The sequence below is a fragment of the uncultured Pontibacter sp. genome, from assembly GCF_947499215.1.
GTDB lineage: Bacteria > Bacteroidota > Bacteroidia > Cytophagales > Hymenobacteraceae > Pontibacter.
The window spans coordinates 814,056-838,149 of sequence record NZ_CANMNI010000002.1 but is presented as its reverse complement, the minus strand read 5'-3'; the positions used below and the strand labels follow the sequence as shown (position 1 = coordinate 838,149).

The following is a 24,094-nucleotide window of genomic DNA, read 5'->3' as shown; positions in this document are numbered from 1 at the left end:
GTCACGGTGGAGTCTGCTTGCCATTCTCACCGGGTTGTGGCAGTTCGTTGTGCGCCTGTTCGTGCTCGTGGCTGGTCGGGCAGTAGCCTTGGTGATGCCCTTCAATGATGCGCTGCTTGTTCCTATACCTTACAAAGCTGTAAATGCCCAGTATGATGCCAATCGGAATCAAAATGACTCCGATAATCTCAAGGTACAGGTCATCAGAAAGCTTGATCGCCACAAAACCGCCCACTGAGATGGTCATGGCGGTGCGTAGGTAGGCCATCAGCGTGCGCTCGTTGGCGAAGATCGTACGCTCGGCCGCCATGTGGTCCCGAATCTCGGCGTTCTTCTGCTCCTGCACTTTGAGCTTCTTCTTGAGCTTCTTTATGGTTTCTTTGTCTGCGTCTGACATAGGCCTCAGTCTTATCTATTATGTACGGTTATGAAAGGCTGAAGGTATAGAGGAGCCAAGAGGCGAACTACACTTGTCAAGTCTTGAATCATATAAAGCAAAAAAGCGGGCTCCGTTTCGGGAGTCCGCTTTTTTATAGGTATAGTTCCGGTTAAAAGTTCGGAGACAGCAGGTACTTGCTGTAGAACTCGTCGATCACCTTAACGGCCTCGGTGGCATCGTCCACGATGTGGATCAGGTCCATGTCCTCCGGGCTGATGTTGCTTTCCATGTTCAGCATCACGTCCTCTACCCACTTGAACAGGCCTCCCCAGAATTCGCGGCCCACCAATACAATTGGGAAAGCACCGATCTTTCTAGTCTGGATTAGGGTAATCGCCTCAAACAGTTCGTCGAGTGTGCCGAAGCCACCCGGCATCACGATAAAGCCCTGCGCATACTTCACAAACATTACCTTGCGCACAAAGAAGTAGTCGAAGTTGATGAGCTTGTCGGAGTCGATGTAGATGTTGTTGAACTGCTCGAACGGCAACTGTATGTTCAGACCCACGGACTTGCCGCCCTCAGAGTGCGCGCCTTTGTTACCAGCCTCCATAATACCTGGGCCACCGCCTGTGATTACGCCATAACCATGACGCACCAGCTTGGCGGCGATCTCCTCGGCCATTACGTAGTATTTGTGGGTGTTCTTGGTGCGGGCCGATCCGAAGATGGAAACGCAAGGGCCGATTTTGGCCAGTTTCTCGAAACCTTCCACAAACTCAGACATCACTTTAAAGATCTGCCAAGAGTCGGCGATCTTAATCTCGTTCCAGTCTTTGTCTACAAAAGCCTGTCTGATTTTCACATCCTCTTCAGAGGCAGGTGGGGCCTGTACTTGGCCAGACTCGCGCAGGTCGGTAATGGATTTGGCTTTATTTTCGTTAACGTCCGGGTTCAGAATGGTCTGTCCGCTGCCGCTGTTGTGTGACTCATCGTTGAGTTTTGTTCTGCTTGTCTTTCTAAGCTTTGTCATAATTCTTTCGTCTTCTTCAGGAGGCAGGCCTCCTGCGGCGCACTCACGGTGAGGCGCCTTCATCTGGATAAATAATTTTAAGGGTGTGCGGCTGCAGCGTGGAGAAGAAAACTATGCAGCCACGGTTGTGTCTTTTTTTATTTGGAGCGAATCGCAATCACAGGGTCTAAGTTCGAAGCGAGTACCGCCGGAATAATCCCCGAGAGCATGCCTATGACCGCCGATACGCCCAGTCCCAGTATAATGTTGCCTACCGAGAGCGATATCTTCATCATGTCCTGCGGAATGAGGGTGAGCAGAAACACAAGCAAGACGCCGATACCGCCGCCAATAATGCTCAAAAATACTGACTCAAACAAGAACTGAAATAGGATGAAATAGTTTTTGGCGCCAAGTGATTTTTGAATGCCGATGATATTGGTCCTTTCCTTCACGGATACGAACATGATATTGGCAATGCCGAAGCCGCCCACCAGAATTGCAAACCCCCCTATCACCCAGCCAGCCAAACCGATCACTTGGAACAGACCTGTTATCTGCTGTGTGACCATTTCGGGCCGGTTGATCGCGAAGCTATCATCGTCTCGCGGTTTTAGCCCCCGAATGTTACGCATCATGCCGCGCACCTCATACTCCAGTTCCAGCAGCCCCGGGTCGTCCTCGCGACCTTTCACGGCAATGGTCGAGCCGATGCCATTGGGACCTGTCGCGTACATCTTGCTAAAGGTGGCGTAAGGTACAACGCCCATCTGGTCGAAGTTGGGCATCCCGAAAAGGCTCTCGCCCTGCTTCTCCATCACACCGATCACCGTAAACTTGTGGCCGCTGACCCGAAGCTCCTGCCCGATGGCCGGTTGCCCGGGGTAGAGGGTGTTGGCCACTTCATCACCAATAATCATCACGTTGCGGGCGGCATCCACCTCCTGCGGGATGAAGTAACGGCCTTCCGCAACCGGAATTTCTGTCACTTTGTTGTAGTCGTAAGAAACCCCGATCAGGCCTGCGTCCTTGAAACTGTTGTTGCGGTGCTTGAAAAGGTTGCGCCCTTTGTTGGCAAAGATGGCCACCCCTGCATCGTTGGCTAGGTTGCGGTCAAGCAGCTTGAACTCGTGCGTGTTGGGTTGCGGACGTTTAAAGTATTTCCACCAAGGGTACTCCCCACCAAAGCTCCAAGGCCATTTCTCCACATACAGCACTTTATCACCGATAAAGCTCATACTGTCGCGCACATTGCGCTCAAGGGAGTCGACCAGCGTGAATACCGAAATAATGGCGAAAATGCCAATGGTGACGCCCAACAGAGAGAGAATCGTGCGAAGCAGGTTAGACCGGAGGGCCTGCCATGCAAAGCGAAAACTTTCGACTATTAGACGTAGGTAGATCATAGTTTGGCGATTGGCAAAGTAATTTTTTTAAAAGTAAGAATATTTCGGGCAAACTAAGTAAATTTGCGGCTTGATTTTTTGTTGTATCATGGGTAAGCATGCCTGATTTTTTTTAAAAATCCGCGGATGCAGCCCAGAGCCGTTCTTAGTCAGCACGATTTATACCGTAATATAAAAAGTATGAAGTTATCAGAATTTAAGTTTGACCTCCCCGAAAACCTCCTAGCCACACACCCATCTCCGAATCGCGACGAATCGCGTATGATGGTAGTGCACCGCGACTCCGGTAAAATTGAGCACCGCGTGTTCAAGGATATCCTAGAATATTTTGACGAGGGTGATGTAATGGTTGTGAATGATACCAAAGTATTCCCAGCCCGCCTATATGGTAATAAAGAGAAAACCGGCGCTAAGATCGAAGTGTTTCTGCTTCGTGAGCTGAACAAGGACATCCACCTGTGGGACGTGCTGGTAGACCCGGCCCGTAAGATTCGTGTGGGTAACAAACTCTACTTCGGAGAAAGTGACCTAGTGGCGGAGGTGATCGACAACACCACTTCCCGTGGCCGTACCATCAAGTTTCTGTTCGACGGTCCGGATGAGGAGTTTTACAAGACCATTAACGAACTAGGTGAAACCCCACTGCCAAAGTACATCAAGCGTGAGGCCGAGCCAGAGGACAAAGAGCGCTACCAGACGGTATACGCCAAAAACGTAGGTGCTGTGGCAGCCCCAACTGCTGGTCTGCACTTCACGAAAGAGGTGTTGAAGCGCCTTGAGATTAAAGGCGTGGATGTAACCCCACTGACCCTGCACGTTGGTCTGGGCACTTTCCGTCCGGTGGATGTGGAAGATCTGACCAAGCACAAAATGGACTCAGAGAACTTCTCGGTACCAGCAGAGACAGCTGAAATGGTAAACAAGGCGCTTGATAACAAGAAGCGCGTATGCGCCATTGGTACCACGACCATGCGTGCGCTAGAGTCATCGGTGTCGGCGAGCAACCGCCTGAAGCCAAATGATGGCTGGACGGATCGTTTTATCTTCCCTCCATACGATTTCAAGATCGCCAATGCGCTGGTAACCAACTTCCATATGCCAGAGAGCACCCTGTTAATGATGACAGCGGCTTTTGGTGGCTACGAGCTTGTGATGAAAGCGTATGAGGAGGCTGTGAAAGAGAAGTACCGCTTCTTCAGCTACGGTGACGTGATGCTGATTCTCTAATCAGGTATAAAGCTCAGGTATAGAAAAGCCCCGACTTTTAAAGTCGGGGCTTTTTGCTTTATTTGCAGCCTTTGGGATGCGTTCTCTATACCTGATTGAGCCTATGAAACAAAACCTAACACAATATGCCATCATCGTGGCCGGAGGAAGCGGCAGCCGCATGCAGCACAGCCTGCCCAAGCAGTTCATCGAGCTGGCGGGTAAGCCTATCTTGATGCACACTATCGAACGCTTTTATACCTACAATCCTGATATCCGGATCGTGGTGGTGTTGCCGGAGGACCAGCTGCAGGTATGGCGGGAGCTTTGCAAGCAGCATAAGTTTCAGATTTTCCATATGACGGTGCAGGGCGGTAAGACCCGCTTCGGCTCCGTGAAAAATGGACTGGATACAGTACACGGCGAGGCTTTGGTGGCTGTGCATGACGGGGTGCGCCCCTTTGTGAGTGCAGTAACCATAGCGGCTGCCTTTGAAAGCGCCGCCGAGACAGGGGCGGCAGTGGTGGCGGTTTCACCGAAAGACTCCATTCGGGAATTGACAGAAACAGGTAGCCGTGCCGTGCCACGTGACAGGTATAAACTGGTTCAAACGCCACAATGCTTCCAAGCAAGTATACTAAGAGCCGCTTACGAACAGCCGGAGCAACCACACTTCACCGACGACGCCTCGGTGGTAGAGCAACTGGGCACCGGTATAACGCTAGTGGAAGGCAGCTATGCCAACATCAAAATCACAACGCCAGAGGACCTCATGTTGGCCGAAGTGCTTGTAAAACAGTTTAATGCGGAATAACTAATAGACAGGGCGTCCCGCCTCCAAGAAATCCTGATTCTTCAGCACTGAATATTCAGAAATAGGCTCTAGAACAGGATCCGGTTTGGACAGGTTGAGCAGAAAGCCCTGCATGGGCAGCAGGTTGTGTAGGTCATGTGTTATACAGAACACCGTTTTGCCTTGGTTCTGCACCCAATGCTGCAGAAGTGCGAAGACCCGCTTCTTATAGTAGACATCCAACTGCTGCGTGGGCTCGTCGAGCAGAATAATAGAGGCGTCCTGTAGCATAAGCTGCGCGAGCCATACCATCTGCTGTTCCCCTCCTGATAATGTTGTGAAATCCTGCTCTTTTAAATGAGCCAGTTCCAGCTTCTCCAGCATGTCGGCCGCTTGCTCGTAATCTTGGGCGGTATAGTCATCAAAAAAACCTTTGTGGCGGAACAGCCCCATCACCACCAAGTCAATCACTTTTATGGAGAAGGCTACTATATTCTTTTGGGGAAGGTAGGAAAGGAGGCCGGATGCGGCCGCGTCTTTAATTTTGCGCAGGTCCTGATCGTGTACCAGCAATTGCCCCTCGTAAGGCACTTTGTGCTGAAAAGCCTTAAAAAGCGTCGTTTTGCCGGCCCCATTGTGCCCGATAACAGCCACAAACGATGCGGCAGGCACAGAAAAAGAAAGGTTGCGGATCAGAGTTCGATGCTCATAACCCGCAACCAGATTTTTTACTTCAATGATGTTTTTCAATGAGTAATGAATAGTGAATAATGAATAATATGAAGTCAATTACTCATTATTCATTATCTAATTAATCATTAATTAGTACTCGTCTTCGTTAAACATGAAGTCTTCCTTGGTAGGATAGTCCGGCCAGATCTCTTCGATGTTTTCGTACGGCTGCCCGTCGTCTTCCAGAGCCTGCAGGTTTTCTACCACTTCCATAGGTGCGCCTGAGCGGATAGAGTAGTCAATCAGCTCGTCTTTAGTGGCTGGCCAAGGTGCGTCCTCCAAGTATGATGCTAATTCCAGTGTCCAATACATAGTATGTGTCTCCTTAATCTAAATGGCGTTGAAAAAATAAGTTCGCAAAAGTATGAATTAATTCACAAACAAAAATTTTTTTGAAATATTTATTGCTTTTTGTGATTGTTTTTACCAAAACAACGCAAATACATGGTAAATGTTCATTTTGTGTCAAATTATTTTGACGCCCTGCATTTGCCCTTATCTGCCTTGGTAAGGCTGTAGGTAAATATAAAAAGCGCCTGCCGCATTCGAAACAGGCGCTTCCCTAATTTATATAGTTAAATCTGTATTTTTCTATTTATTGATTGTGCTTAGCTGCTCCTGAAACATTTCGATCAGGGTCTGCTTGGTTTTGATCTTGCGGTTGAAGTTGCGGATCTTGCCGAGCAGCATGTTGCGGAAGGCCTCATTGCTAGGCGCATCGCTCAGTTTGTCTAAGTTCGTCTCCAGTACCTCTAGCTCTTGGCGGTCGGACTTGATGAAGTCGCGCAGGGCGTTTATACGGGCGTTCAAGCCGTCTTCATGGCTGTAAGTTTCATTGGCGTTCTGCTGGCGCTTGCGGATGTAGTGCTCCAAGCTACTCATCTCGAACACGCGGTCACAGGCTTTGATAAAGCGCTCCCACACGGCGTCAGAAACGTCTGGTCGCACCGGGCCCACCTTTTTCCACTCGGCCTGCAGCTCTTTCGCGCGTTTCACCGCATCATTCAGGCTGTGGTGCTGCAGCAGTTGCTCGGCTTGGCTAACCAAATCCTGCTTGCGCTCAAGGTTAGTGTCATAGTACTTGTCCTTAGACTCAGCCTTCTCGTTCGTGATTTTTACCTTCAGGCGCTCAAAAAAGTGGTTGTGCGCTTTTCTGAACTCTGTCCAAAGCTTATTGGTCGTGGCGCGTGGCAGTGTTCCACCTATTTGCTTCCATTGGGTTTGCAAGTCCTTCAGTTTAGCAGTAGTGGCTTCCCACTCCTCTGAGTTCTGCAGTGCCACCGACTTTGCGATCAGGTCTCTATACCTGTCGTAAGTGCGGTTTTGCATTGTCTTCTTGTCGTTGAAGAAAGATTTTTTGCGTTCGAAGAAGGCTTCAAGCGCAGTTTTAAAACGCTCTTCTATCTCGTCTGTCAGCTCTTTCTCAACCGGGCCAGTCTTGATCCAAGTGGCGCGCAGGTCTTTCATTTTGTCAGAGGTCTCTTTCCAGTCTATGCTGTCTTGCAGTGCCTCCGCTTCCTGTATAAGCCCTATCTTGATGCTAAGGTTTTTCTCGCGATTTTGCTTGATCGTCTCGTTGATCTCTTCCTCCGCTTTGCTCAGCGTATGGTAGATGGCCTCGAAGTCACCAAGGGCGTCATAGTTGCCAACTTGGTCTTTCATATGTAGCACTTTCATCAGGAAAGAGCCTTTGTTTTCGGAAGTAGCAATGCGCTCTAGCAGGGCGTTTACTTTGTCGCTGAACATGCTAAAACGCTTCGCGAAGTAAACCAGAGAGTCTTCTTCTGATTCTTTTACTTCTCCCACCTTGCGGTCAGGGTAGGTCATAAAAGCTTTCAGCCATACTTCTTGGTCCTGAATAAAGCCATACTTCTGGGCTTCTTCCAATAGATCGTTGTTTTCCATTTAAGGATCGGGTTAGAATCGGAACATAAAAGAGATAAAGGCGCGAAATTTAGACTAACCTTAGCATACGCAAGTCGGTTGGTAGCGTTTTGGCTTCCCCTAATAAGAAGGATCGCCGGCACCAAAAAAACCAGACTCGGTGCACAGGTAAGTCAGAACGCACTTCTCCCATACAGTTTTTCTACAAGTTTAGTGATTTCAAAGCACTTTTGTGAAGCATAAATGCATGAATTTTTACGATATTTGTATTTGGCGGCATAAATAATTGACAAAAAGGGCACGTATACCTTAGCAAGCCCCTTTTAATCCGTCTTTTTTAGAATTGAAATTTACTGCGCCCGAGCAGTACCAAACTGATTTACAGCAAAATGAGCAACGAAACCATTATTTTCTCCATGGCTGGGGTAAGCAAAATCTACCCCCCTCAGAAGCAAGTACTTAAAAATATCTACCTCTCCTTTTTCTATGGCGCCAAGATTGGCGTGCTGGGTCTGAACGGTTCCGGTAAGTCGAGCCTGCTTAAGATCATCGCCGGTGTGGACAAAGAGATCCGCGGCGAAGTGGTGTGGTCGCCGGGTTACACCGTGGGCTACCTCGAGCAGGAGCCGCAGTTGGACCCGACCAAGACCGTGCGCGAAGTAGTGGAAGAAGGCGTGAGTGAGATTGTGAATCTGTTGAAGGAGTTTGACGAGATTAACATGAAGTTCGCCGAGGAGATGACCGACGATGAGATGAACAAACTCATCGAGCGCCAAGGCGAAGTACAGGAGCGACTGGACCAGCTAAACGCATGGGAACTGGACAACCGACTGGAGCGCGCCATGGATGCCCTGCGCACACCGCCGGAAGAGGCCGTGATCGGCAACCTGTCGGGTGGTGAGAAGCGCCGCGTGGCCCTTTGCCGCTTGCTATTGCAGGAGCCTGACGTGCTACTGCTCGACGAGCCTACCAACCACTTGGACGCCGAGTCGGTGGATTGGCTGGAGCAGCACTTGAAGCACTACAAAGGCACCGTGATCGCTGTAACCCACGACCGCTACTTCTTGGACAACGTAGCTGGCTGGATCCTAGAGTTGGACCGTGGCGAGGGTATTCCTTGGAAAGGCAACTACAGCAGCTGGCTGGAGCAGAAGGCTGCTCGCTTGGCGAAAGAAGAAAAGTCGGAGAGCAAGCGTCAGAAAACCCTGCAGCGCGAGTTGGAGTGGGTGCGCATGGCTCCGAAAGCCCGTCATGCCAAATCGAAGGCCCGCATCAGCCAGTATGATAAACTGGCTGGCGAAGAAGCTTCTAAGAAAGAAGAAAAACTGGAACTCTTTATACCAGATGGCCCGCGCTTGGGTGCGCAGGTTATTGAGGCACACAATATCAGCAAGGCTTATGGCGACAAGCTGTTGTTTGAGAACCTGAACTTCTCCTTGCCGCAGGGTGGCATTGTGGGCATCATAGGTCCGAACGGTGCCGGTAAGACTACTTTGTTCAAGCTGATCACTGGTCAGGAAAAACCGGATGCAGGCGATTTTACGGTAGGTTCTACCGTGCAGATCTCTTATGTAGACCAAGAGCACGCCAACCTCGACCCAACAAAGTCAGTGTTTGAGGTGATCTCAGGGGGAACGGAGCACATGCTGATGGCAGGCCGTCAAGTAAACTCCCGTGCCTACGTAAGCAAGTTTAACTTCTCAGGTGGCGATCAGGAAAAGAAAGTGGAGAAGCTATCAGGTGGGGAGCGTAACCGCGTGCACTTGGCCATGACGCTGAAAGAAGGCGGTAACCTCTTGCTGCTTGACGAACCAACCAACGACTTGGACGTAAATGCGATTCGGGCGCTGGAGGACGGACTAGAGAACTTCGCCGGCTGCGCCGTGATCATCTCGCACGACCGTTGGTTCCTAGACCGTATCTGTACGCATATCCTGGCATTTGAAGGAGACTCGCAGGTATACTGGTTTGAAGGTAACTATACCGATTACGAAGAAAATAAGAAGAAGCGCATGGGTGACACAGAGCCTAAGCGTATCCGTTACAAAAAACTTGTATAACAAAATGTAACTCGTTTTTAAGCAGCGATTTCCAGATTAATTATAGTCCCCTGTTAACTGTTTGGTTAACAGGGGATTTTGTTTTTGTGGGTATTGGACTTAATTCTGAGAAAATTTAATAAAAAAAATTTAGAAATTTTTTAATTGTACTATTTGTACTGCGTGTTGGCTTAATGGTTATTAATCATACTGTGCGTTGTAATAAAAAAAGTCGTTATAACGTCGATGTTGCATCGATATTGTTACATTAAATAAATTTTATATTCAATTATTTGCGAGTTAAAATTATTTGATATTTATTTGCATCGTCTTCCGGAAAGAATGTGGATATGTCTTTAAGGAAGTGAATTTTTTTATGCTTACCGATATAAAGTCTAACCTAAACCTAAAAACCTTCTATTGTCATGAAAAAATTTACTCTTAACGAATCAATGGCTAATGTAATTGTTGCTGTTTACTTTGTACTTGGAGGTGCAATTAGCAGTATTCTAGTAGCAGTAGCATAAATAGCTTGCTAACATATCTTACCAAAAGGGCTACACTCCACAAGTGTAGCCCTTTTGGCTTTAAAGACATTTAAAACAGTAATGTCAATATTCTTATAAATACTAGTTGTCTTTTAGAATTTATGAAATATCGTTTGATCATAAGAGTTTAGGTATTAGCTACTTATTAATATACCTATATTTATATATAAAAAATAATATCTAGCTTTTATAAAGTACAACATTTGAGTGCTTAATCCGTAAATAAAGACAACGACGGCCAAAGGTTATTTAAAATTTTTCTCACTTTTTAAATGGTTGTCACTCATGAAAAAACTTTACTACGATGAAGATGCACTCGCTTATATTGTAATTGCCGGCTATTTTGCCGTTGTAAGCATTATATCAGTGGTTGTAGCTTATTAAGTTAGTCTAACTCACAAAACAAATCGGGCCATACCTTGCAGAAGGTATGGCCCGATTTGCGTGTAGAGGTACAACTTACTTTATCTTTCTGAACTCAAGCTCGCTGAAGTGGAAATCGGGGTTATTGGCATCTAGTCGCATTTCCGCTATTTTACCATCAAGGCCCACAATGAAGCGCACTCTAGTTGGCGTAAGCAGGGCAAAGTTGTTTTTCCACTCCAAATTGAAAATGTCGTGCTGCCAGTGTGTGAGCTTGCCGCCCAAGGCTGGGGCAGGGGCCAAATCCAACACGAGTTGTTTGTTCTGCACTGTGATAGTGGCATCGCCATAAAGCGGGCTGTTATATGTACCAGCGTAGGCTTCAAGATCCATGGTCGGCTTGCTCTTGCGTGTTTTTTCTTTAGCGACTTTAGCGGCGGCTTCTTCCTGTGCTTTACGAGATTTGGCTATGTTGTCTAGCGAGAACTGGCTCCAGTCTCGTCCGTTCTGCACCCTTAAAAACTGGTCTAAGGTATAGTTTGCCAGCGGCGACATAATGCTGCTCATGCTGTTGGTCAGGATCACGATGCCGAGGTTCTCTTCTGGCACCAGCACGGTACGGCTGTTCATGCCCTCGTGGCCACCGCCGTGAGCCAGTATTTTCCGTCCTTCGTAGTCGTTCATCATCCAGCCCAGACCAGCAGCTGAAAAGTGTGTGGAGGGTACGTTTGCTTCTGCTTGCTTAGAAACAGGCATGGCGTTGTGTGCGGTCCACATCATGCGGCTGGCGTCTTCACTGAAAATTTTCTGGCCTTTGTAGGTGCCGCGGTTAAGTTGCAGGCGCAACCACTGGGCTTGCTGGTTCACGCTGGTGAAAATTCCTGCCGCCGGGTTCCAGTTGTCCCAAGCGGTGAGAGTGGTCGGATAGGGTTTGTGCTTTTCGTCGGAGCCGTGCGGAGAGGCGATGTTGTCTTTGCCTGTCAGTTCATTCACAGAGGTATAGGATCGTTTCATACCCAGCGGCGTGAAAAAGCGCTGTTTGATGAAGTCTTCCCATTTCTGGCCAGACACGGCTTCTATCACTTCACCAGCGGCTATGAACATGAGGTTGGAGTAGCCATAACCGTCTCGGAAGCCATAGACTGGCTGGAGATGACGAGCACGCTCCAGAATTTCGCGGCGGCTATAAGTGGTGTTGTACCAGAGCAGGTCGCCGCTGAAGGTGCGGTAGCCTACGCGGTGACTGAGCAAGTCTTTGATGTTGAGCTCCTGCGTTACGTAAGGGTCGTAGAGTTGCAACCAAGGGAGGTGCTTCGTTACTTTGTCGTTCCAGTTGAGTTTGCCTTCGTCCACGAGTATGCCAAGGGCGGCAGCGGTATAGGCTTTTGAATTGGAAGCGATGCCGAACACCGTGTTGGCGTCTACCTGTCCGCCTGTTTTGAGGTCGCGCACGCCGTATCCTTTGGCAAATATAACGGAGTCGTTCCTGATGATGGCGATGGCCATGCCGGGCACATCCCAGTCTTTGAGCGCTTTTTGATAATAGGCGTCGAGCTTTTGCAGGGTAGCGGCCGTGTTTTGCTGGGCTGAGACCTGCAAACTAACCACTGTTGCCAGTGCCAAGAGAAGCAAGAAGCGCTTCAAGAGAGTATCGATATAGTTCATAGAAAGAGTTGTAATGCTAAGGCAAGATAGGGAATTTTATATCCTTTGCATAACGGCACCCGTCCACTGCTGTATAGACGTCAGTAAAGAGTGTTAGTCCTTGGGGAGAATAGCAGCGTTACTCTTTGCGCCCTGAGATCCACGTGTTTCGATGCAGGCGGGTTTCACCTTCTTCGCGCGGCAGGTGCGGGCCTTGCTCGTATTCCTTGAGCTCCATGCGCAGTCGTTCCAGTTCCTCTGCCGACAAGGTGGAACCCAGTTGGCGCAAGTCGGGCTGGCCCGCGTCTACCCAAGCCGTAAACCAGTAACTGGCCACGGTGTGGATGGCGAGGCGCATCTGTCGCTCCACCTGCCCGTTCAGCCGCTGGTGGTAGGCTTCCGAGAACTCTCTGGAGTATACCCGCGTGGTCAGGTTGCCGCGCACTTCGTAGCTGTACTTCTTTTCTTCGTCAAACTCCTGCGTGAGTTCCCGCTCGAAGCGCAGTACCGAGTCGAGGGCCAAGTGTGCACTGGCAACCAGTTCCCAAGCCTTGAGCTGTGGCCGTTCGATGTATTGCGCCTGACCTACAAAAAAGTCGTAGTTATCGGAGAGCATTTCGGGGAGTCGGCTTTCCCAAAAGGCGTGTATACCGCGTTGCCCGGTCAGTTGTCCGTTGTAGTTGTGGGTAGTGTGCAGTGGCACGCAGGCATCGGCGATGTAGTGGCCCATATCAGCAGAGAGGCGCAGGATGCGGTCCAAGTCACGGTCTTTGAAAGCCTGCGTAAGCTGAAACTTCATGCGGTTGATGTGCCACGGCACGATGCCATGCGCCATGAGCGTGTCTTCACCGTATTGCTCCACGGCCTCTTGCCAGTAGCGAGGCATCCTATAAAGGGCGCTGTCGCCGTACACATCCAGATCGATGTAGTGACGCGGTGCCTCGCCTACCACGGCATACCTGCGGCGGTCGGGATTCACGGCGTTTTCGGTAATGTAGCGGATGTGTTTCTTGTAGAAGCCCACCATCTCGGGCGGCAGCGTATACACGGCCAGCCGATTGATGCGCTGGTGCGCGAAAAAGCCCCAGCCATACCCGGTGATAGGTAGCAAGAAACTAAAGAGAAGCAGTACAGCGATTTGTCGGAAAGCCATACCTGCGGTGTACGGAGAATTGGGGAATTTGTATATTGTAAGTCACGCATGCTTTCGTAAAGGAGTGTTAAAGGAATAGACTATACTTGAAAAACATGCGCACAGAAAACACATCAGACTTGACACGATTCCTAGAGGCCCAAGCCTCCAGCTACGAGCAGGCGCTTTCCGAGATAAAAAGTGGTCGCAAGCGTAGTCACTGGATGTGGTTTATTTTTCCGCAAATACAGGGCCTAGGCTACAGTGAAACTGCCCGCTTCTATGCCATCAAAGACCTGCAGGAAGCCCAGCTATACCTGCAGCAACCTGTGCTAGGGACACGGCTGGTCGAAATCTCCAAGGCTATGCTGGGACTGGAGGGTAAAACCGCCAACCAGATTTTAGGAAACCCCGACGACCTGAAACTACGCTCCAGCATGACCTTATTTGCAGCGGTGCCCGGTGCTGATCCGGTGTTTAAGGCCGTGCTCGATAAATATTATAATGGAGAAGAAGACGAAAGAACGCTGCAGCTTTTGAGGTAGAGCTGAGTTCACTCAAGTTTCTATTTCCGTCTAAATCTCGTTTGCTCTTTGAAGTAGAAATAAATGCTGCGAGTAACGGCTATGCAAGCTTGTGCATGTTATAAGGCTTAGCCCGATAATTTTCTTAGTAAAAAGTATAATTTGCTGAACCTTAATACAGTTAAAGTATAGTGAACCTACTATGCTTAGATGATGCAGCTAAAACTCTGGAAGAAAAAATCGGCCGAGAACCCAGCCAAGAAAAGTGCCTTGCGCGAATGGGGAAATGCCCTGATGTTTGCGGTGGTGGTTTCCACACTTTTCCGCTGGGCTACGTTTGAGGCTTATGCCATACCTACTTCCTCTATGGAGAAGTCGATGCTGGTGGGCGACCGCCTATTTGTGAGCAAGCTGCACTACGGCTCCCGTACGCCCATAACGCCGCTGCAGGTGCCGCTCACGCACCAGACCATCTGGGGCACAGAGATTCCAGCCTATTCCGATGCCTTACAATTTAGGCCGCTTCGTTTGCCCGGCTTTTCCGAGATTAAGCGCAACGACCCCGTGGTATTTAACTTCCCCGACGAAGGGGAACACCCCACAGACCTACGCACGCACTACGTGAAGCGCTGCATAGGTGTAGCCGGTGACTCGATCGAGATTCGTGGCAGGCAAGTATACCTGAACGGCCAACCGCTCGATAACCCGGAGAACATGCAGTATGTCTACTTTGTGACAACCGATAAGGTGCTGCAGACAAAGTTCTTCCAAGAGCGTGATATCACAGACGTATACCAAGTGCAGGGCGGCTATGTGCTGCATACGACACCCGCCAAGGCAAAGGCGCTGGCCTCACTCGATTTTATTGGGCAAGTAGAGCTACAGCAAATGCAAGTCGGGGAGGCAGAGCCGGGCATCTTTGGCAGTCACGGTTGGAACCGCGATAATTACGGCCCGCTCTACATCCCTGAAGAGGGCGTTACAATTACCATCACACCTGAAACGCTGCCACTTTATGAGAAAATCATCCTACGCTATGAGCAAAACGAAAACGCCGAAGTGCGTGACGGCAAGTTGTACCTAGATGGTCAGGAAGCGAAAAGCTATACCTTCCGCCAGAACTACTACTTTATGATGGGGGACAACCGCCACAACTCCCTCGACTCCCGCTATTGGGGTTTTGTGCCGGAAGACCACATTGTAGGCAAACCCCTGTTCACATGGTTGTCGGTAGATGAGGAAGCGGATCTGTTCGATAAAATTCGCTGGAGTCGTCTGTTTAGCTGGGTGGAGTAAATCGAATGACACTTCAAGGTATAACAAAAGCGCCTGCCTCATTTCTGGGGCAGGCGCTTTTGCTTTATGCTAAGGTATAACCTATCGCTTCACCGGGAACTTCATGCGGTAGTCCGCGTCCACTTCCCCTTTTGATATCTTGGTAAGTTTGTTCTTGATCAGACGCTTCTTCAGGCCAGACAAGTGATCGGTAAACAGAATGCCTTCGATATGATCGTACTCGTGCTGAATCACGCGGGCCGTCATGCCGTCGTAGGTGTCGGTATGCTCATTCCAGTCTTGGTCGAAGTAGCGAATTACGATGCGCTCCGGGCGGTATACCACTTCGCGCACGCCCGGTATGCTCAGGCAACCTTCCTCAAAGCCCCACTCGTCGCCGTCTTCCTCTACTATCTCCGGGTTGATAAAGGCCTTTTTCACGCCCTTTCCTTCGTCTCCCTCGTCCATCATCGGCTCCGAGTCGATTACGAACAAGCGAATGCCCTTGCTGATTTGCGGGGCAGCCAGTCCTACGCCATGCGCATGGTACATGGTCGTAAACATGTCTTCGATAAGTGTGTTCAGACCTTCGTAGTCTTTCGGAATGTCCTGCGCTGGCTCTTTCAGCACCGGGTCGCCATAGGCGGTGATAGGGTAAATCATATTGCTCTGCTTTCTAAATACGACTGTAAAATAATGGCGGCACTTACGCGGTCCACGGTGCCTTTGTCCTGTCGGTCTTTCTTCTTAAGTCCGCCGGCCAGCATTGCTTTCTGGGCCATACTGGAGGTAAAGCGCTCGTCCACAGTATGCACCGGTATACCCGGAAACTCCTTTTGCAGCTTACGCACAAAACCGATTACGTGTGGTGTTGCGTCGGTGGCCTCACCGGTCAAGCGGCGGGGCATGCCCACCACAATGGCCTCTACCGGCTCGCGCTGGGTGTAGGCTTTCAGGTAAGTGAGCACATCTTTGGCGTGTATAGTCTCAAGCGGCGAGGCGATAATCTGGAGCGTGTCTGTCGCTGCCAGCCCCACCCGCTTGTTGCCATAATCTATACCTAGAATTCTCGCCATAGTGCCGTTTCGCTCTCCCGTTGTGCCTGTCCCCGCTGGTTGATCGCGTTTTACATTCAGACTGCAAAGTTAAAGGATTTAATTCGGATTTTAAGGTCGGGCATGCATGGCGCATGGACGAAAGCAGCCTGTAAAAGTATTATTTTATACTAAAATGGAATAAAACCCGACCAAAGCTTTGTTTAAAGAATAACAAGCTGTACTACATGCAGGTATACTTAATAAAGAAGCCTTGCATAGCGAAGCGTGAATATTTATCTCCATAAAGCTGCACAAAAGCGCCCGCTTAGCTTTATATTTAACCGTTTATAGAGATCGAGATGAGCGAAGAAATTAAATACAACCAGCAGGAGGAGCCGGAAGCGACAGGGCAGGGCAAACCCCGCAACACGCTTTTTCAGGTGCGCTTGCCCCTTTACATCGCCTTGGCCCTGATCGTGGGGGTACTGATAGGCGCGAATACCTTTTCCCCTTCCGATAATAATCCGCAGAGTACCGCACGTGCCTACCTGAAGTTCCGCGATGTGCTCAGTTATATCGACCGCGACTATGTAGACACCGTGGACACCGAAAAGCTCACCGACCACGCTATCACCAAAATGCTCGAGAAACTCGATCCGCATACCTCTTACATTCCGGCGGCTGATCTGGCTATGGCCCGCTCATATCTTGAAGGCGATTTTGAAGGTATAGGCGTGGAATTCAATATTTTTAAGGACACGATTTATGTCATTACGCCCCTGAGTGGAGGGCCTTCTGAGTCGGCGGGTATACAGGCCGGCGATAAGATTATTACAGTGGATGGCGAGAAAGTAGCCGGCACCGGCATTACCAACGAGGGGGTGTTCAAACGCCTGCGTGGGCCAAAGGGCACTGATGTGAAGATACAGGTACTGCGCAAAAACAATAAAAAGCCATTCGATTTTACGATTACCCGTAACAAGATCCCGACCGTATCGGTGGACGTGAGCTACATGGTGAACAGCAATACGGGCTACATTAAAGTGAGCCGCTTCGCCTCCAATACCTTCGACGAGTTTAAGGTGGCGCTTTCAGGCCTTAGGAAGAAAGGTATGCAACAGCTGATTCTGGACCTGCGCGGCAACCCAGGCGGCTACATGGACCATGCCACGCGCATGGCCGATGAATTTATAGCGGGTGATAAAATGATTGTGTATACCGATGGAAAAGGCACCCGCTACGACTCCAAGTCATTTGCCCGCACTAAAGGCGATTTTGAGAATGGACCTGTGATCGTGCTCTTGGACGAGGGCAGCGCCTCTGCTTCCGAGATTGTGGCCGGTGCCCTGCAGGACAACGACCGCGCCCTGATTGTGGGCCGTCGCTCGTTTGGTAAAGGACTGGTGCAGATGCCGATTCCACTAAATGATGGTTCGGAGCTGCGCCTCACCATTTCGCGCTACTATACCCCAAGCGGCCGCTCTATCCAGAAACCTTATGTAGCCGGCACCGACGACTACCAGAAAGACATGCTGCAGCGCTTCGAGAACGGTGAGTACTTCCATCCGGACAGTAGTCTGTTCGTGGATTCGCTCAAGTACAAGACAGGCAAGGGCCGTGTGGTGTATGGCGGCGGCGGTATTATGCCAGACGTGTTTGTGCCACGCGACACTACTGAGTTGTCAGAACTGCTGAGCCAGCTGTACAGCAAAAACGTAATTCGGGAGTATGCGTTGGCCTATTATAATGACAATCGTAAAGACCTCGAGAAAATGTCAATGGATAAGTTCATCAAGTCCTTTAACGTGTCGGACAAGATGATGAAGGAGTTGATGCGCATGGCAGCGCAGTCGGAGGTGAAGTATGACGAAGCGCAGTACAAGCGTTCGCAGGGCTTGCTGCGCAATAACGTGAAAGCGTTTATCGGCCGCAGCGTATACGGTAATCCGGGCTTCTTCCCGATACTGCATGAGAAGGATGAGGAGTTTCAGGAATCCCTACGCCAGTTCGGTCGGGCTCAGCGTTTGGCTAAAGGTGGCGTATAACCAATTAGAATAGTATACTTGTAATAATAAGGAGCGCCCGACAGGGTGGCTTCTGAAAACCATAACCAAAAAGAAGGAATGGCTTACTATCACAAATTAGGTACTATCCCGCAGAAGCGCCATGTGCAGTTCAGGCAGGAGGACGGCAGTCTGTATGCCGAACAGCTCGTAGGTACGCTGGGCTTCAGCGGCCTGTCATCGTTGCTATACCACAAGAATCCGCCGACGCGCATCACCCGCATCGAGGAGCCAATACCTTACGCGCCCAAAATTGCCGAAGGTATAAAGCTGGCGCCGCACCACCTGAAAACACTCGACTTGACTGTAACGGGCACTGACTATCTGAACGCTCGTAAGACCATGATGATGAACAGCGATGTGGCCGTGAGCATTTGCAATCCGTCGGAGCGCAAGATGGACTACTACTACAAAAATGGTCAGGCCGACGAGGTAGTGTTTGTGCACGAAGGCAGTGGCGTTTTGTTGTCGCAGATGGGCAAACTGGAGTTCCGGGAAGGCGATTATATCGTGATTCCGCGCACCATCATCCACCAGTTCCATTTCAACGACGGGCCATTACGCCTGCTGATTACAGAATCGTTTAGCCCGATCGAAACGCCGCGCCGCTACCGCAACCACTTTGGTCAGCTGTTGGAGCATTCGCCGTTTTGTGAGCGCGACATCCGTGCCCCACACGAACTGATCGAGTATACCGAGGGTGGCGACCACTTGGTGCAGATCAAGAAAGACGGTATGCTGCACCAGTACTACTATGACTTCAGCCCGTTTGACGTGGTGGGTTGGGATGGCTACTTCTACCCGTATGCGCTTTCTATTTATGATTTCGAGCCCATAACCGGGCGCATCCATCAGCCACCTCCCGTGCACCAGACCTTTGAGGCGAACAACTTCGTGATTTGTTCCTTTGTGCCGCGTTTGTTCGACTACCACCCAGAGGCTATACCTGCGCCCTACAATCACTCCAATGTAGACTCCGATGAGGTGCTCTACTATGTGGCCGGCGATTTTATGTCACGCAAAGGTGTGGACAGGGCTTCGTTTACAGTGCATCCGGGCGGCATACCGCATGGTCCGCACCCGGGCACAGTGGAGGCGAGCATCGGTAAGAAAGAGACGCACGAGTACGCTGTGATGATCGACACGTTCAAGCCGCTCTACTTGACCGAGGAAGCCGCTGGCCTGATGGATAAAAACTACCCGATGAGCTGGCTAGAGAACGGCCCGGATACGACCCGCGCCGCCGACATGTTTGACTAGGCTTATACTCTCAGTCATTTTTATTAATTTTGCACTCTGTGCAGGCATTTAGGAAGGGCAGCCCGCAAGGCTGCTCTCCTTTTTTAGCCCTGTGCAGTATTAAATGAATTAACAGAGAGTATTTTAAATTTCACCCTTTTATGAAGAAAATGCTGTTGGCGGCACTTGTGCTGCTCACCATTATAGGAACATCCTGCGACAAGGTAGACGATCTGCTTACCTTCTACATCGATCAGGAAGAAACCATCCGCATTGAGTCTAGTTTCCCGATAGGCGTGGTGATGCCGCTGTCGCCTATACCTGTGAAGACGAACTCTTCGGAGACGTTCAAGAACAACCAAACCCGCGCCGAACTGGTGAAGGACGTGAGCCTTAATAGACTGACGCTCACTATCGCAGAACCAAATGACGAGAACTTTGATTTTCTGCGCAGCATCGAGATCTATTTGAGCAATGAAAAAGGGGAGGAGACGAAGATTGCCTATCTGGACGAGGTGCCGAAGGGCGTCAATTCCATCGAACTGCAATCGACGAATGCTAAGCTGGACAATTATATCAAAGGAGAAACGTACACGGTTAGAACAAGGGCATCGATCGGTAAGCCAATTACGCGCGATGTTGCCATTAAGGCGGCCATGCGCTTTAAAGTGACCGCAGACCCAATTTAATTATGCAGACCTTAACCATGAGAATTTCAGAAAGCAACAAACTGGAAAAAATCATTATTGTAGGCGACCGGGTGCTGATCAAACCGAAGAGCTCGCGGGAGCAAACCAAGAGCGGGCTATACCTGCCGCCCGGCGTGCAGGAAAAAGAGAAGGTGCAGGAAGGCTACGTGATGAAAGTGGGCCCCGGCTACCCGATGCCGACTGACTATGGCTTTGATGAAGAAGTGCTCGGCGACGAGGAACAGGAACAGGTGCGCTACCTGCCGCTTCAGATAAAGGAGGGCGACCTCGCTATCTACCTGCAGCGCGACGCCATCGAAATTAACTACATGAGCGAGAAGTACTTTATTGTGCCTCAGTCGGCTGTGCTGATGCTGGTGCGCGAAGAGGACTTGTAAACCCGATTCAGCTTTTGTGGAAGCGCCATACCTGAAATCTGGGTATGGCGCTTTTTGTTTCCGCTGTTTTATCGAATAAAAAGGCCAGTCCACCCCTTTGCCTCTGTTGTTAGCCGTTTTGTTGGTATACAAAAGCAACTATTGTGGTCTCGGGGGCATCTATTCTATACCTTTGTATAAACACTCACCTTGACTGCTTTTTCTATTTTATGAATGACTGTTTACCAAAACCTGTTTTTGTGCGGATGATGATGTTGCTGTTGGCTGTACTGACGCAGCAACAGGTATGGGGGCAGGAGAAGAAAACTCCCGTCTTTGCTAATGTAAAACAACTGCAGGCGCTTCGTATCACAGAACCTATCAAGATAGATGGCTCGCTGGACGAGGTGATTTGGCAGCAAGCCGAGATCGCGACAAATTTTATACAGAACCGACCAACTCCCGGTCCGAAAGAAGTGCACCCCACTCAAGTGCGCGTCCTTTACGACGATGAGTCTATTTACGTGGGAGCCATCATGCACGACGTATCACCCGACAGCATTTTCAGACAACTGGGCAAACGCGACGACTTTGGCAACACCGATTTCTTTGGGGTGTTTTTCGACACTTACAATGACCAGATAAACGGCTTTGGCTTTTTCATAACGCCAGCCGGAGTGCAGCTCGACGCTCGCTATTCATCTAATGGCGAGGACTTTACTTGGAATGCCGTATGGGAGAGTAGTGCCAAGTTGGAGGGTAACTCTTGGGTGGCCGAGATGCGCATACCTTACTCAGCACTCCGCTTCAGTAGCAAGCCGGAACAGCTCTGGGGGCTTAACTTCATGCGCAACCGGCAGTCCACACGACAAGGCTACTTCTGGAACCACGTAGACCCCGCCATCAACGGATTCATGAACCAGTTTGGCAAACTTAGAGGACTGAAAGATGTGGAGGCCCCGCTGCGGCTCTCGCTCACGCCCTACGTGTCGAGCTATGCCGAGAGATACCCGGCGCGTAACGGCGACGGGAGCGTGCACTATGAGAACAATGTGAACTTCAGTGGTGGCATGGACGTGAAGTACGGCATAAATGATGCCTTTACGCTCGACATGACGCTTATACCTGATTTCAGTCAGGTGCAGTCCGATAACCAAGTGCTCAACCTGTCGCCATTTGAGGTGCAGTTCAACGAATATAGGCCTTTCTTTATGGAAGGCACGGAGCTGTTTAATAAAGGTGGCTTCCTGTACTCGCGGCGTATTGGGGGGATGCCTATCAACTTCCTGAATGCAGACGCAGAGCGGGAACAAGGTAACATCGTGATCGAAAATCCGCGTGAAACCAAGATGCTGAACGGCACCAAGATATCAGGCCGCACGCAGTCTGGCCTAGGTATAGGCTTATTCAATGCCATTGTGGGCCGGCAGTATGCTACGCTCGAAGACAGCGAAGGCAACCGCTTCCAGAAAGAGACACAGCCGCTTACCAATTACAACATTTTGGTGTTGGATCAGTCGCTGAAGAACAACTCCTTTGTGACGCTCGTGAACACCAACGTACTGCGTGAGGGCAGCACCTACGACGCCAATTTGACGGGTATGCTCTTTCGGGTGGCCAATAAAGGTAACAAGTATGCCGTAGACGGTAGTGCCGCCCTGAGTCAGAAGTATTACCCCGGCGACGCGCAGCTGGGGCACATGTACAGAATCGGTGGAGGCAAAGTGAGCGGCAATTTCCAGTACAGGTTTACGCACTCCATGAAGTCCGACACTTACGATCCAAACGACATGGGCATCAACTTTATTCGCAACACCGTGGACGAAGACCTGAACCTAAGGTATAACATTTACCAGCCTTTCTGGAAATTGCTCAACATGAATACCCAGCTGGGCGCCACCTACAGTCGCCGGTATAAGCCCGACGATTTTCAGAACTTCGTGATTTACGGTAGGGTAAGCGGCACGTTTCGCAACTTCCTGAGCATGGGCACTTTCTTTAACTTAGAGCCTGTCGAGACATACGACTTTTTTGAGCCACGTGTAAATGGGCGCTACTATACCTTTCCGGTGAACCGCAGCATCGGCACTTGGATTTCATCAGACTACCGCAAGAAGTTGGCATTGGATGTAGAGCTCAGCTACCGCACCTTCGATGAGCACGACCGCCAGAACTTCAGCTACTCCATTGCGCCGCGTTACCGTGTCAACGACAAGCTGATGTTCGTTTACAGGTATAACCGTAACATCAACCACGATGACATGGGTTATGCCAACCACTTTACTCGAGATAATGTTATAGACAAAAGCCACGACATCATTTTCGGCCTGCGCGACGTGAATACGGTGTCTAATGAACTCACCAGTTCATACATCTTCAACAACCGCATGTCGCTGTCGCTTCGGGCGCGGCATTACTGGTCTAAGGCCGAGTATAACCGCTTTTTTAAACTCGGAGACAAAGGGGAGTTGTTGACTGATACTTATCCGCAGGGCGGCTATTTCACGGATGATGAATTGCCAAACCACAACATCAACTTCAACACTTTCAACGTGGATATGATTTACTCGTGGTGGTTTGCACCGGGGAGCGAAATCAGCGTTATGTGGAAAAACTCGATACTGGAGAGTCAAGGCGATATTGTGCCGCGCTACCACGAGAACTTTACCCGTACCATCACAGGTCCGCAGACCAATAGCCTGTCAGTACGTGTGCTCTACTTCATCGACTATCAAGTGCTAAAGAAGCAATTTTCGAAATCCTAAGTATGTAATACTAACAAAGAGAAGGCCCGGAGCTGTTGCAGCTTCGGGCCTTCCTGATTTAAGAAATAGGAGGAGTGGTTCATCCTCTAAAAGGGCAGGGCTAGTTCATTCTAGCAAATTTCCCCCCAAATAGCTGGTTTTGAAAAAGTAACAGACCCATTTAGAAAGAACTATTACAGGAGTTAATCCTAAGGTATATCTATATCTGCGCCTTAGTGAAGCGGCTTGGTCAAATCGAAGTCTGCCTGAAACCGAAGCTGGTTGTCGCGCTTCAGGATATAGCTGAACGTGCGGCCATCGGGGCTGAGCACCAGATTCCACTCATTAGTAGAAGCCGCAGGTATCAGCTGGGCGGTATGAGCGTCGGCTGGGAAGCGCATGGTGCTGGCGTCTTCCGTGTCCATGGCAATGCCGCCGTACATGGTCACTTCGTCCGGGGTGCCGTCTTCGTGGTGGTGGTCATGTTTCAGTTGCAGGCCTTCTTCCATCTGGCGGATTACCCATGTTCTCGATTTGTCCTCCCCCACGTGGAAAGGGATGCGGATAGTAGTGTCGGAGCAGGCCTGCACATGCATAGTCAGCTCTTTGCCCGCAAAAGGGTCTTTACCATCGGCCGGGAATACGGCTACACCTCTAAAACTCTTGCCACAAAGTTTGCTCAGTTCAGCAAAGAAAGCCTGCTGTGTAGCCGTAACCGGTGACTGCGGGGCGGCAGTTTCCTGCTGCGTGGTGGCTTCGGTATCAGCGGTCGATGTGTTGCTGGCCTGTGGCTGTTGGGTGCAGGAGGCGAATGTAAACGCCACGCCCATAGCGAGTAGTAATTTTTTCATAGTCTTTGTCTTATTGTTTGCTATGCTGAAGATAGGCAATACAAGCGTTATGGCAAAATAGAGCATCTGGCTGGTGCATACGATGCTTAGGGCTTTTTATGAAATGAGCCGCAAAGCTTGGGTATATAAAAAAGCCCCGGTTTGTGACCAGGGCTTT

Annotated in this window: 21 protein-coding genes; 10 read left to right on the top strand and 11 right to left on the bottom strand. The window is 50.0% G+C overall.

Annotated elements, in window-relative coordinates:
• Nucleotide 1 precedes the first annotated feature (1 nt).
• From Q1A04_RS11790 to Q1A04_RS11780, 3 genes are all read right to left on the bottom strand, one after another.
• A complete protein-coding gene (locus tag Q1A04_RS11790) occupies nt 2–397 on the bottom strand; it encodes a DUF202 domain-containing protein (RefSeq protein WP_299705819.1) in 396 nt (131 codons plus the stop codon).
• A 151-nt stretch (nt 398–548) separates the two neighbouring features.
• Nucleotides 549–1,412: a TIGR00730 family Rossman fold protein gene (locus Q1A04_RS11785; protein WP_299705816.1), complete on the bottom strand. Its 864-nt coding sequence runs from the start codon at nt 1,410–1,412 to the stop codon at nt 549–551.
• Nucleotides 1,413–1,549: 137 nt separating this feature from the next.
• On the bottom strand, nt 1,550–2,797 hold the full coding sequence (locus Q1A04_RS11780) for an ABC transporter permease (protein WP_299705813.1): 1,248 nt from the start codon (nt 2,795–2,797) through the stop codon (nt 1,550–1,552).
• A 180-nt stretch (nt 2,798–2,977) separates the two neighbouring features.
• Between Q1A04_RS11780 and queA the strand changes: the two genes are divergently transcribed.
• Entirely contained in the window at nt 2,978–4,024 is a 1,047-nt protein-coding gene (gene queA / locus Q1A04_RS11775; RefSeq protein ID WP_299705810.1) for a tRNA preQ1(34) S-adenosylmethionine ribosyltransferase-isomerase QueA, read from the top strand.
• Between the two features lie 103 nt (nt 4,025–4,127).
• Entirely contained in the window at nt 4,128–4,817 is a 690-nt protein-coding gene (locus Q1A04_RS11770) for a 2-C-methyl-D-erythritol 4-phosphate cytidylyltransferase (protein ID WP_299705807.1), read from the top strand.
• On the opposite strand, the gene Q1A04_RS11765 is transcribed toward Q1A04_RS11770, so the two are convergent.
• The 3 genes from Q1A04_RS11765 to Q1A04_RS11755 form a co-directional block, all read right to left on the bottom strand.
• On the bottom strand, nt 4,818–5,546 hold the full coding sequence (locus Q1A04_RS11765) for an ABC transporter ATP-binding protein (protein ID WP_299705804.1): 729 nt from the start codon (nt 5,544–5,546) through the stop codon (nt 4,818–4,820).
• A 72-nt stretch (nt 5,547–5,618) separates the two neighbouring features.
• Nucleotides 5,619–5,840: a DUF2795 domain-containing protein gene (locus Q1A04_RS11760; protein WP_007652164.1), complete on the bottom strand. Its 222-nt coding sequence runs from the start codon at nt 5,838–5,840 to the stop codon at nt 5,619–5,621.
• 279 nt (nt 5,841–6,119) lie between these two features.
• Nucleotides 6,120–7,433 (bottom strand): DUF349 domain-containing protein, encoded by a 1,314-nt coding sequence (locus tag Q1A04_RS11755; protein WP_299705795.1) that lies wholly within the window; start codon nt 7,431–7,433, stop codon nt 6,120–6,122.
• A gap of 368 nt (nt 7,434–7,801) precedes the next feature.
• Between Q1A04_RS11755 and ettA the strand changes: the two genes are divergently transcribed.
• Nucleotides 7,802–9,472: an energy-dependent translational throttle protein EttA gene (gene ettA, locus Q1A04_RS11750; RefSeq protein ID WP_299705792.1), complete on the top strand. Its 1,671-nt coding sequence runs from the start codon at nt 7,802–7,804 to the stop codon at nt 9,470–9,472.
• Between the two features lie 986 nt (nt 9,473–10,458).
• Here ettA and Q1A04_RS11745 read toward each other — a convergent pair.
• Nucleotides 10,459–12,027: a serine hydrolase gene (locus Q1A04_RS11745; RefSeq protein WP_299705790.1), complete on the bottom strand. Its 1,569-nt coding sequence runs from the start codon at nt 12,025–12,027 to the stop codon at nt 10,459–10,461.
• A gap of 118 nt (nt 12,028–12,145) precedes the next feature.
• The gene (locus Q1A04_RS11740) at nt 12,146–13,159 is read right to left on the bottom strand and encodes a zinc dependent phospholipase C family protein (RefSeq protein WP_299705787.1); all 1,014 of its coding nucleotides are present in this window, start codon (nt 13,157–13,159) and stop codon (nt 12,146–12,148) included.
• 95 nt (nt 13,160–13,254) lie between these two features.
• On the opposite strand from Q1A04_RS11740, the gene Q1A04_RS11735 reads away from it, so the two are divergent.
• A complete protein-coding gene (locus Q1A04_RS11735; RefSeq protein WP_299705784.1) occupies nt 13,255–13,683 on the top strand; it encodes a DUF1810 domain-containing protein in 429 nt (142 codons plus the stop codon).
• A 192-nt stretch (nt 13,684–13,875) separates the two neighbouring features.
• Nucleotides 13,876–14,958: a signal peptidase I gene (lepB, locus tag Q1A04_RS11730; RefSeq protein WP_299706997.1), complete on the top strand. Its 1,083-nt coding sequence runs from the start codon at nt 13,876–13,878 to the stop codon at nt 14,956–14,958.
• An 81-nt stretch (nt 14,959–15,039) separates the two neighbouring features.
• On the opposite strand, the gene def is transcribed toward lepB, so the two are convergent.
• Together def and ruvX are read right to left on the bottom strand one after the other, a co-directional pair.
• A complete protein-coding gene (gene def / locus Q1A04_RS11725) occupies nt 15,040–15,600 on the bottom strand; it encodes a peptide deformylase (RefSeq protein ID WP_299705782.1) in 561 nt (186 codons plus the stop codon).
• Nucleotides 15,597–16,013, bottom strand: a complete 417-nt coding sequence (gene ruvX, locus Q1A04_RS11720) for a Holliday junction resolvase RuvX (RefSeq protein ID WP_299705779.1) — start codon at nt 16,011–16,013, stop codon at nt 15,597–15,599. The genes def and ruvX overlap by 4 nt, the downstream gene beginning before the upstream one ends.
• Nucleotides 16,014–16,333: 320 nt before the next feature.
• On the opposite strand from ruvX, the gene Q1A04_RS11715 reads away from it, so the two are divergent.
• From Q1A04_RS11715 to Q1A04_RS11695, 5 genes are all read left to right on the top strand, one after another.
• Nucleotides 16,334–18,019, top strand: coding sequence for a S41 family peptidase (locus tag Q1A04_RS11715; RefSeq protein WP_299705776.1), 1,686 nt, complete (start codon nt 16,334–16,336; stop codon nt 18,017–18,019).
• 78 nt (nt 18,020–18,097) lie between these two features.
• The gene (locus Q1A04_RS11710) at nt 18,098–19,297 is read left to right on the top strand and encodes a homogentisate 1,2-dioxygenase (protein WP_299705773.1); all 1,200 of its coding nucleotides are present in this window, start codon (nt 18,098–18,100) and stop codon (nt 19,295–19,297) included.
• Between the two features lie 140 nt (nt 19,298–19,437).
• Nucleotides 19,438–19,965 carry a hypothetical protein gene (locus Q1A04_RS11705; protein ID WP_299705770.1) on the top strand — a complete coding sequence of 176 codons (528 nt, stop codon included), beginning with the start codon at nt 19,438–19,440 and terminating at the stop codon, nt 19,963–19,965.
• A gap of 17 nt (nt 19,966–19,982) precedes the next feature.
• Nucleotides 19,983–20,363 carry a co-chaperone GroES family protein gene (locus Q1A04_RS11700; RefSeq protein ID WP_299705767.1) on the top strand — a complete coding sequence of 127 codons (381 nt, stop codon included), beginning with the start codon at nt 19,983–19,985 and terminating at the stop codon, nt 20,361–20,363.
• Nucleotides 20,364–20,572: 209 nt separating this feature from the next.
• Nucleotides 20,573–23,107 carry a DUF5916 domain-containing protein gene (locus Q1A04_RS11695; RefSeq protein ID WP_299705764.1) on the top strand — a complete coding sequence of 845 codons (2,535 nt, stop codon included), beginning with the start codon at nt 20,573–20,575 and terminating at the stop codon, nt 23,105–23,107.
• Nucleotides 23,108–23,319: 212 nt separating this feature from the next.
• Here Q1A04_RS11695 and Q1A04_RS11690 read toward each other — a convergent pair whose 3' ends face one another.
• Complete coding sequence (locus tag Q1A04_RS11690) at nt 23,320–23,937, bottom strand: hypothetical protein (protein ID WP_299705761.1); 618 nt, start codon at nt 23,935–23,937, stop codon at nt 23,320–23,322.
• Nucleotides 23,938–24,094 lie beyond the last annotated feature (157 nt).

What these genes read in the sequence shown, in the direction of transcription:
- Q1A04_RS11710 (WP_299705773.1), top strand. Translation starts at nt 18,098, where the DNA reads ATGGCTTACTATCACAAATTAGGTACTATCCCGCAGAAGCGCCATGTG.
- Q1A04_RS11770 (WP_299705807.1), top strand. Translation starts at nt 4,128, where the DNA reads ATGAAACAAAACCTAACACAATATGCCATCATCGTGGCCGGAGGAAGC.
- Q1A04_RS11790 (WP_299705819.1), bottom strand. Translation starts at nt 397, where the DNA reads ATGTCAGACGCAGACAAAGAAACCATAAAGAAGCTCAAGAAGAAGCTC.
- Q1A04_RS11715 (WP_299705776.1), top strand. Translation starts at nt 16,334, where the DNA reads ATGAGCGAAGAAATTAAATACAACCAGCAGGAGGAGCCGGAAGCGACA.
- Q1A04_RS11735 (WP_299705784.1), top strand. Translation starts at nt 13,255, where the DNA reads ATGCGCACAGAAAACACATCAGACTTGACACGATTCCTAGAGGCCCAA.
- Q1A04_RS11755 (WP_299705795.1), bottom strand. Translation starts at nt 7,433, where the DNA reads ATGGAAAACAACGATCTATTGGAAGAAGCCCAGAAGTATGGCTTTATT.
- Q1A04_RS11690 (WP_299705761.1), bottom strand. Translation starts at nt 23,937, where the DNA reads ATGAAAAAATTACTACTCGCTATGGGCGTGGCGTTTACATTCGCCTCC.
- Q1A04_RS11700 (WP_299705767.1), top strand. Translation starts at nt 19,983, where the DNA reads ATGAGAATTTCAGAAAGCAACAAACTGGAAAAAATCATTATTGTAGGC.
- Q1A04_RS11705 (WP_299705770.1), top strand. Translation starts at nt 19,438, where the DNA reads ATGAAGAAAATGCTGTTGGCGGCACTTGTGCTGCTCACCATTATAGGA.
- Q1A04_RS11780 (WP_299705813.1), bottom strand. Translation starts at nt 2,797, where the DNA reads ATGATCTACCTACGTCTAATAGTCGAAAGTTTTCGCTTTGCATGGCAG.
- def (WP_299705782.1), bottom strand. Translation starts at nt 15,600, where the DNA reads ATGATTTACCCTATCACCGCCTATGGCGACCCGGTGCTGAAAGAGCCA.
- Q1A04_RS11760 (WP_007652164.1), bottom strand. Translation starts at nt 5,840, where the DNA reads ATGTATTGGACACTGGAATTAGCATCATACTTGGAGGACGCACCTTGG.
- Q1A04_RS11695 (WP_299705764.1), top strand. Translation starts at nt 20,573, where the DNA reads ATGAATGACTGTTTACCAAAACCTGTTTTTGTGCGGATGATGATGTTG.
- Q1A04_RS11745 (WP_299705790.1), bottom strand. Translation starts at nt 12,027, where the DNA reads ATGAACTATATCGATACTCTCTTGAAGCGCTTCTTGCTTCTCTTGGCA.
- lepB (WP_299706997.1), top strand. Translation starts at nt 13,876, where the DNA reads ATGCAGCTAAAACTCTGGAAGAAAAAATCGGCCGAGAACCCAGCCAAG.
- ettA (WP_299705792.1), top strand. Translation starts at nt 7,802, where the DNA reads ATGAGCAACGAAACCATTATTTTCTCCATGGCTGGGGTAAGCAAAATC.
- ruvX (WP_299705779.1), bottom strand. Translation starts at nt 16,013, where the DNA reads ATGGCGAGAATTCTAGGTATAGATTATGGCAACAAGCGGGTGGGGCTG.
- Q1A04_RS11740 (WP_299705787.1), bottom strand. Translation starts at nt 13,159, where the DNA reads ATGGCTTTCCGACAAATCGCTGTACTGCTTCTCTTTAGTTTCTTGCTA.
- queA (WP_299705810.1), top strand. Translation starts at nt 2,978, where the DNA reads ATGAAGTTATCAGAATTTAAGTTTGACCTCCCCGAAAACCTCCTAGCC.
- Q1A04_RS11785 (WP_299705816.1), bottom strand. Translation starts at nt 1,412, where the DNA reads ATGACAAAGCTTAGAAAGACAAGCAGAACAAAACTCAACGATGAGTCA.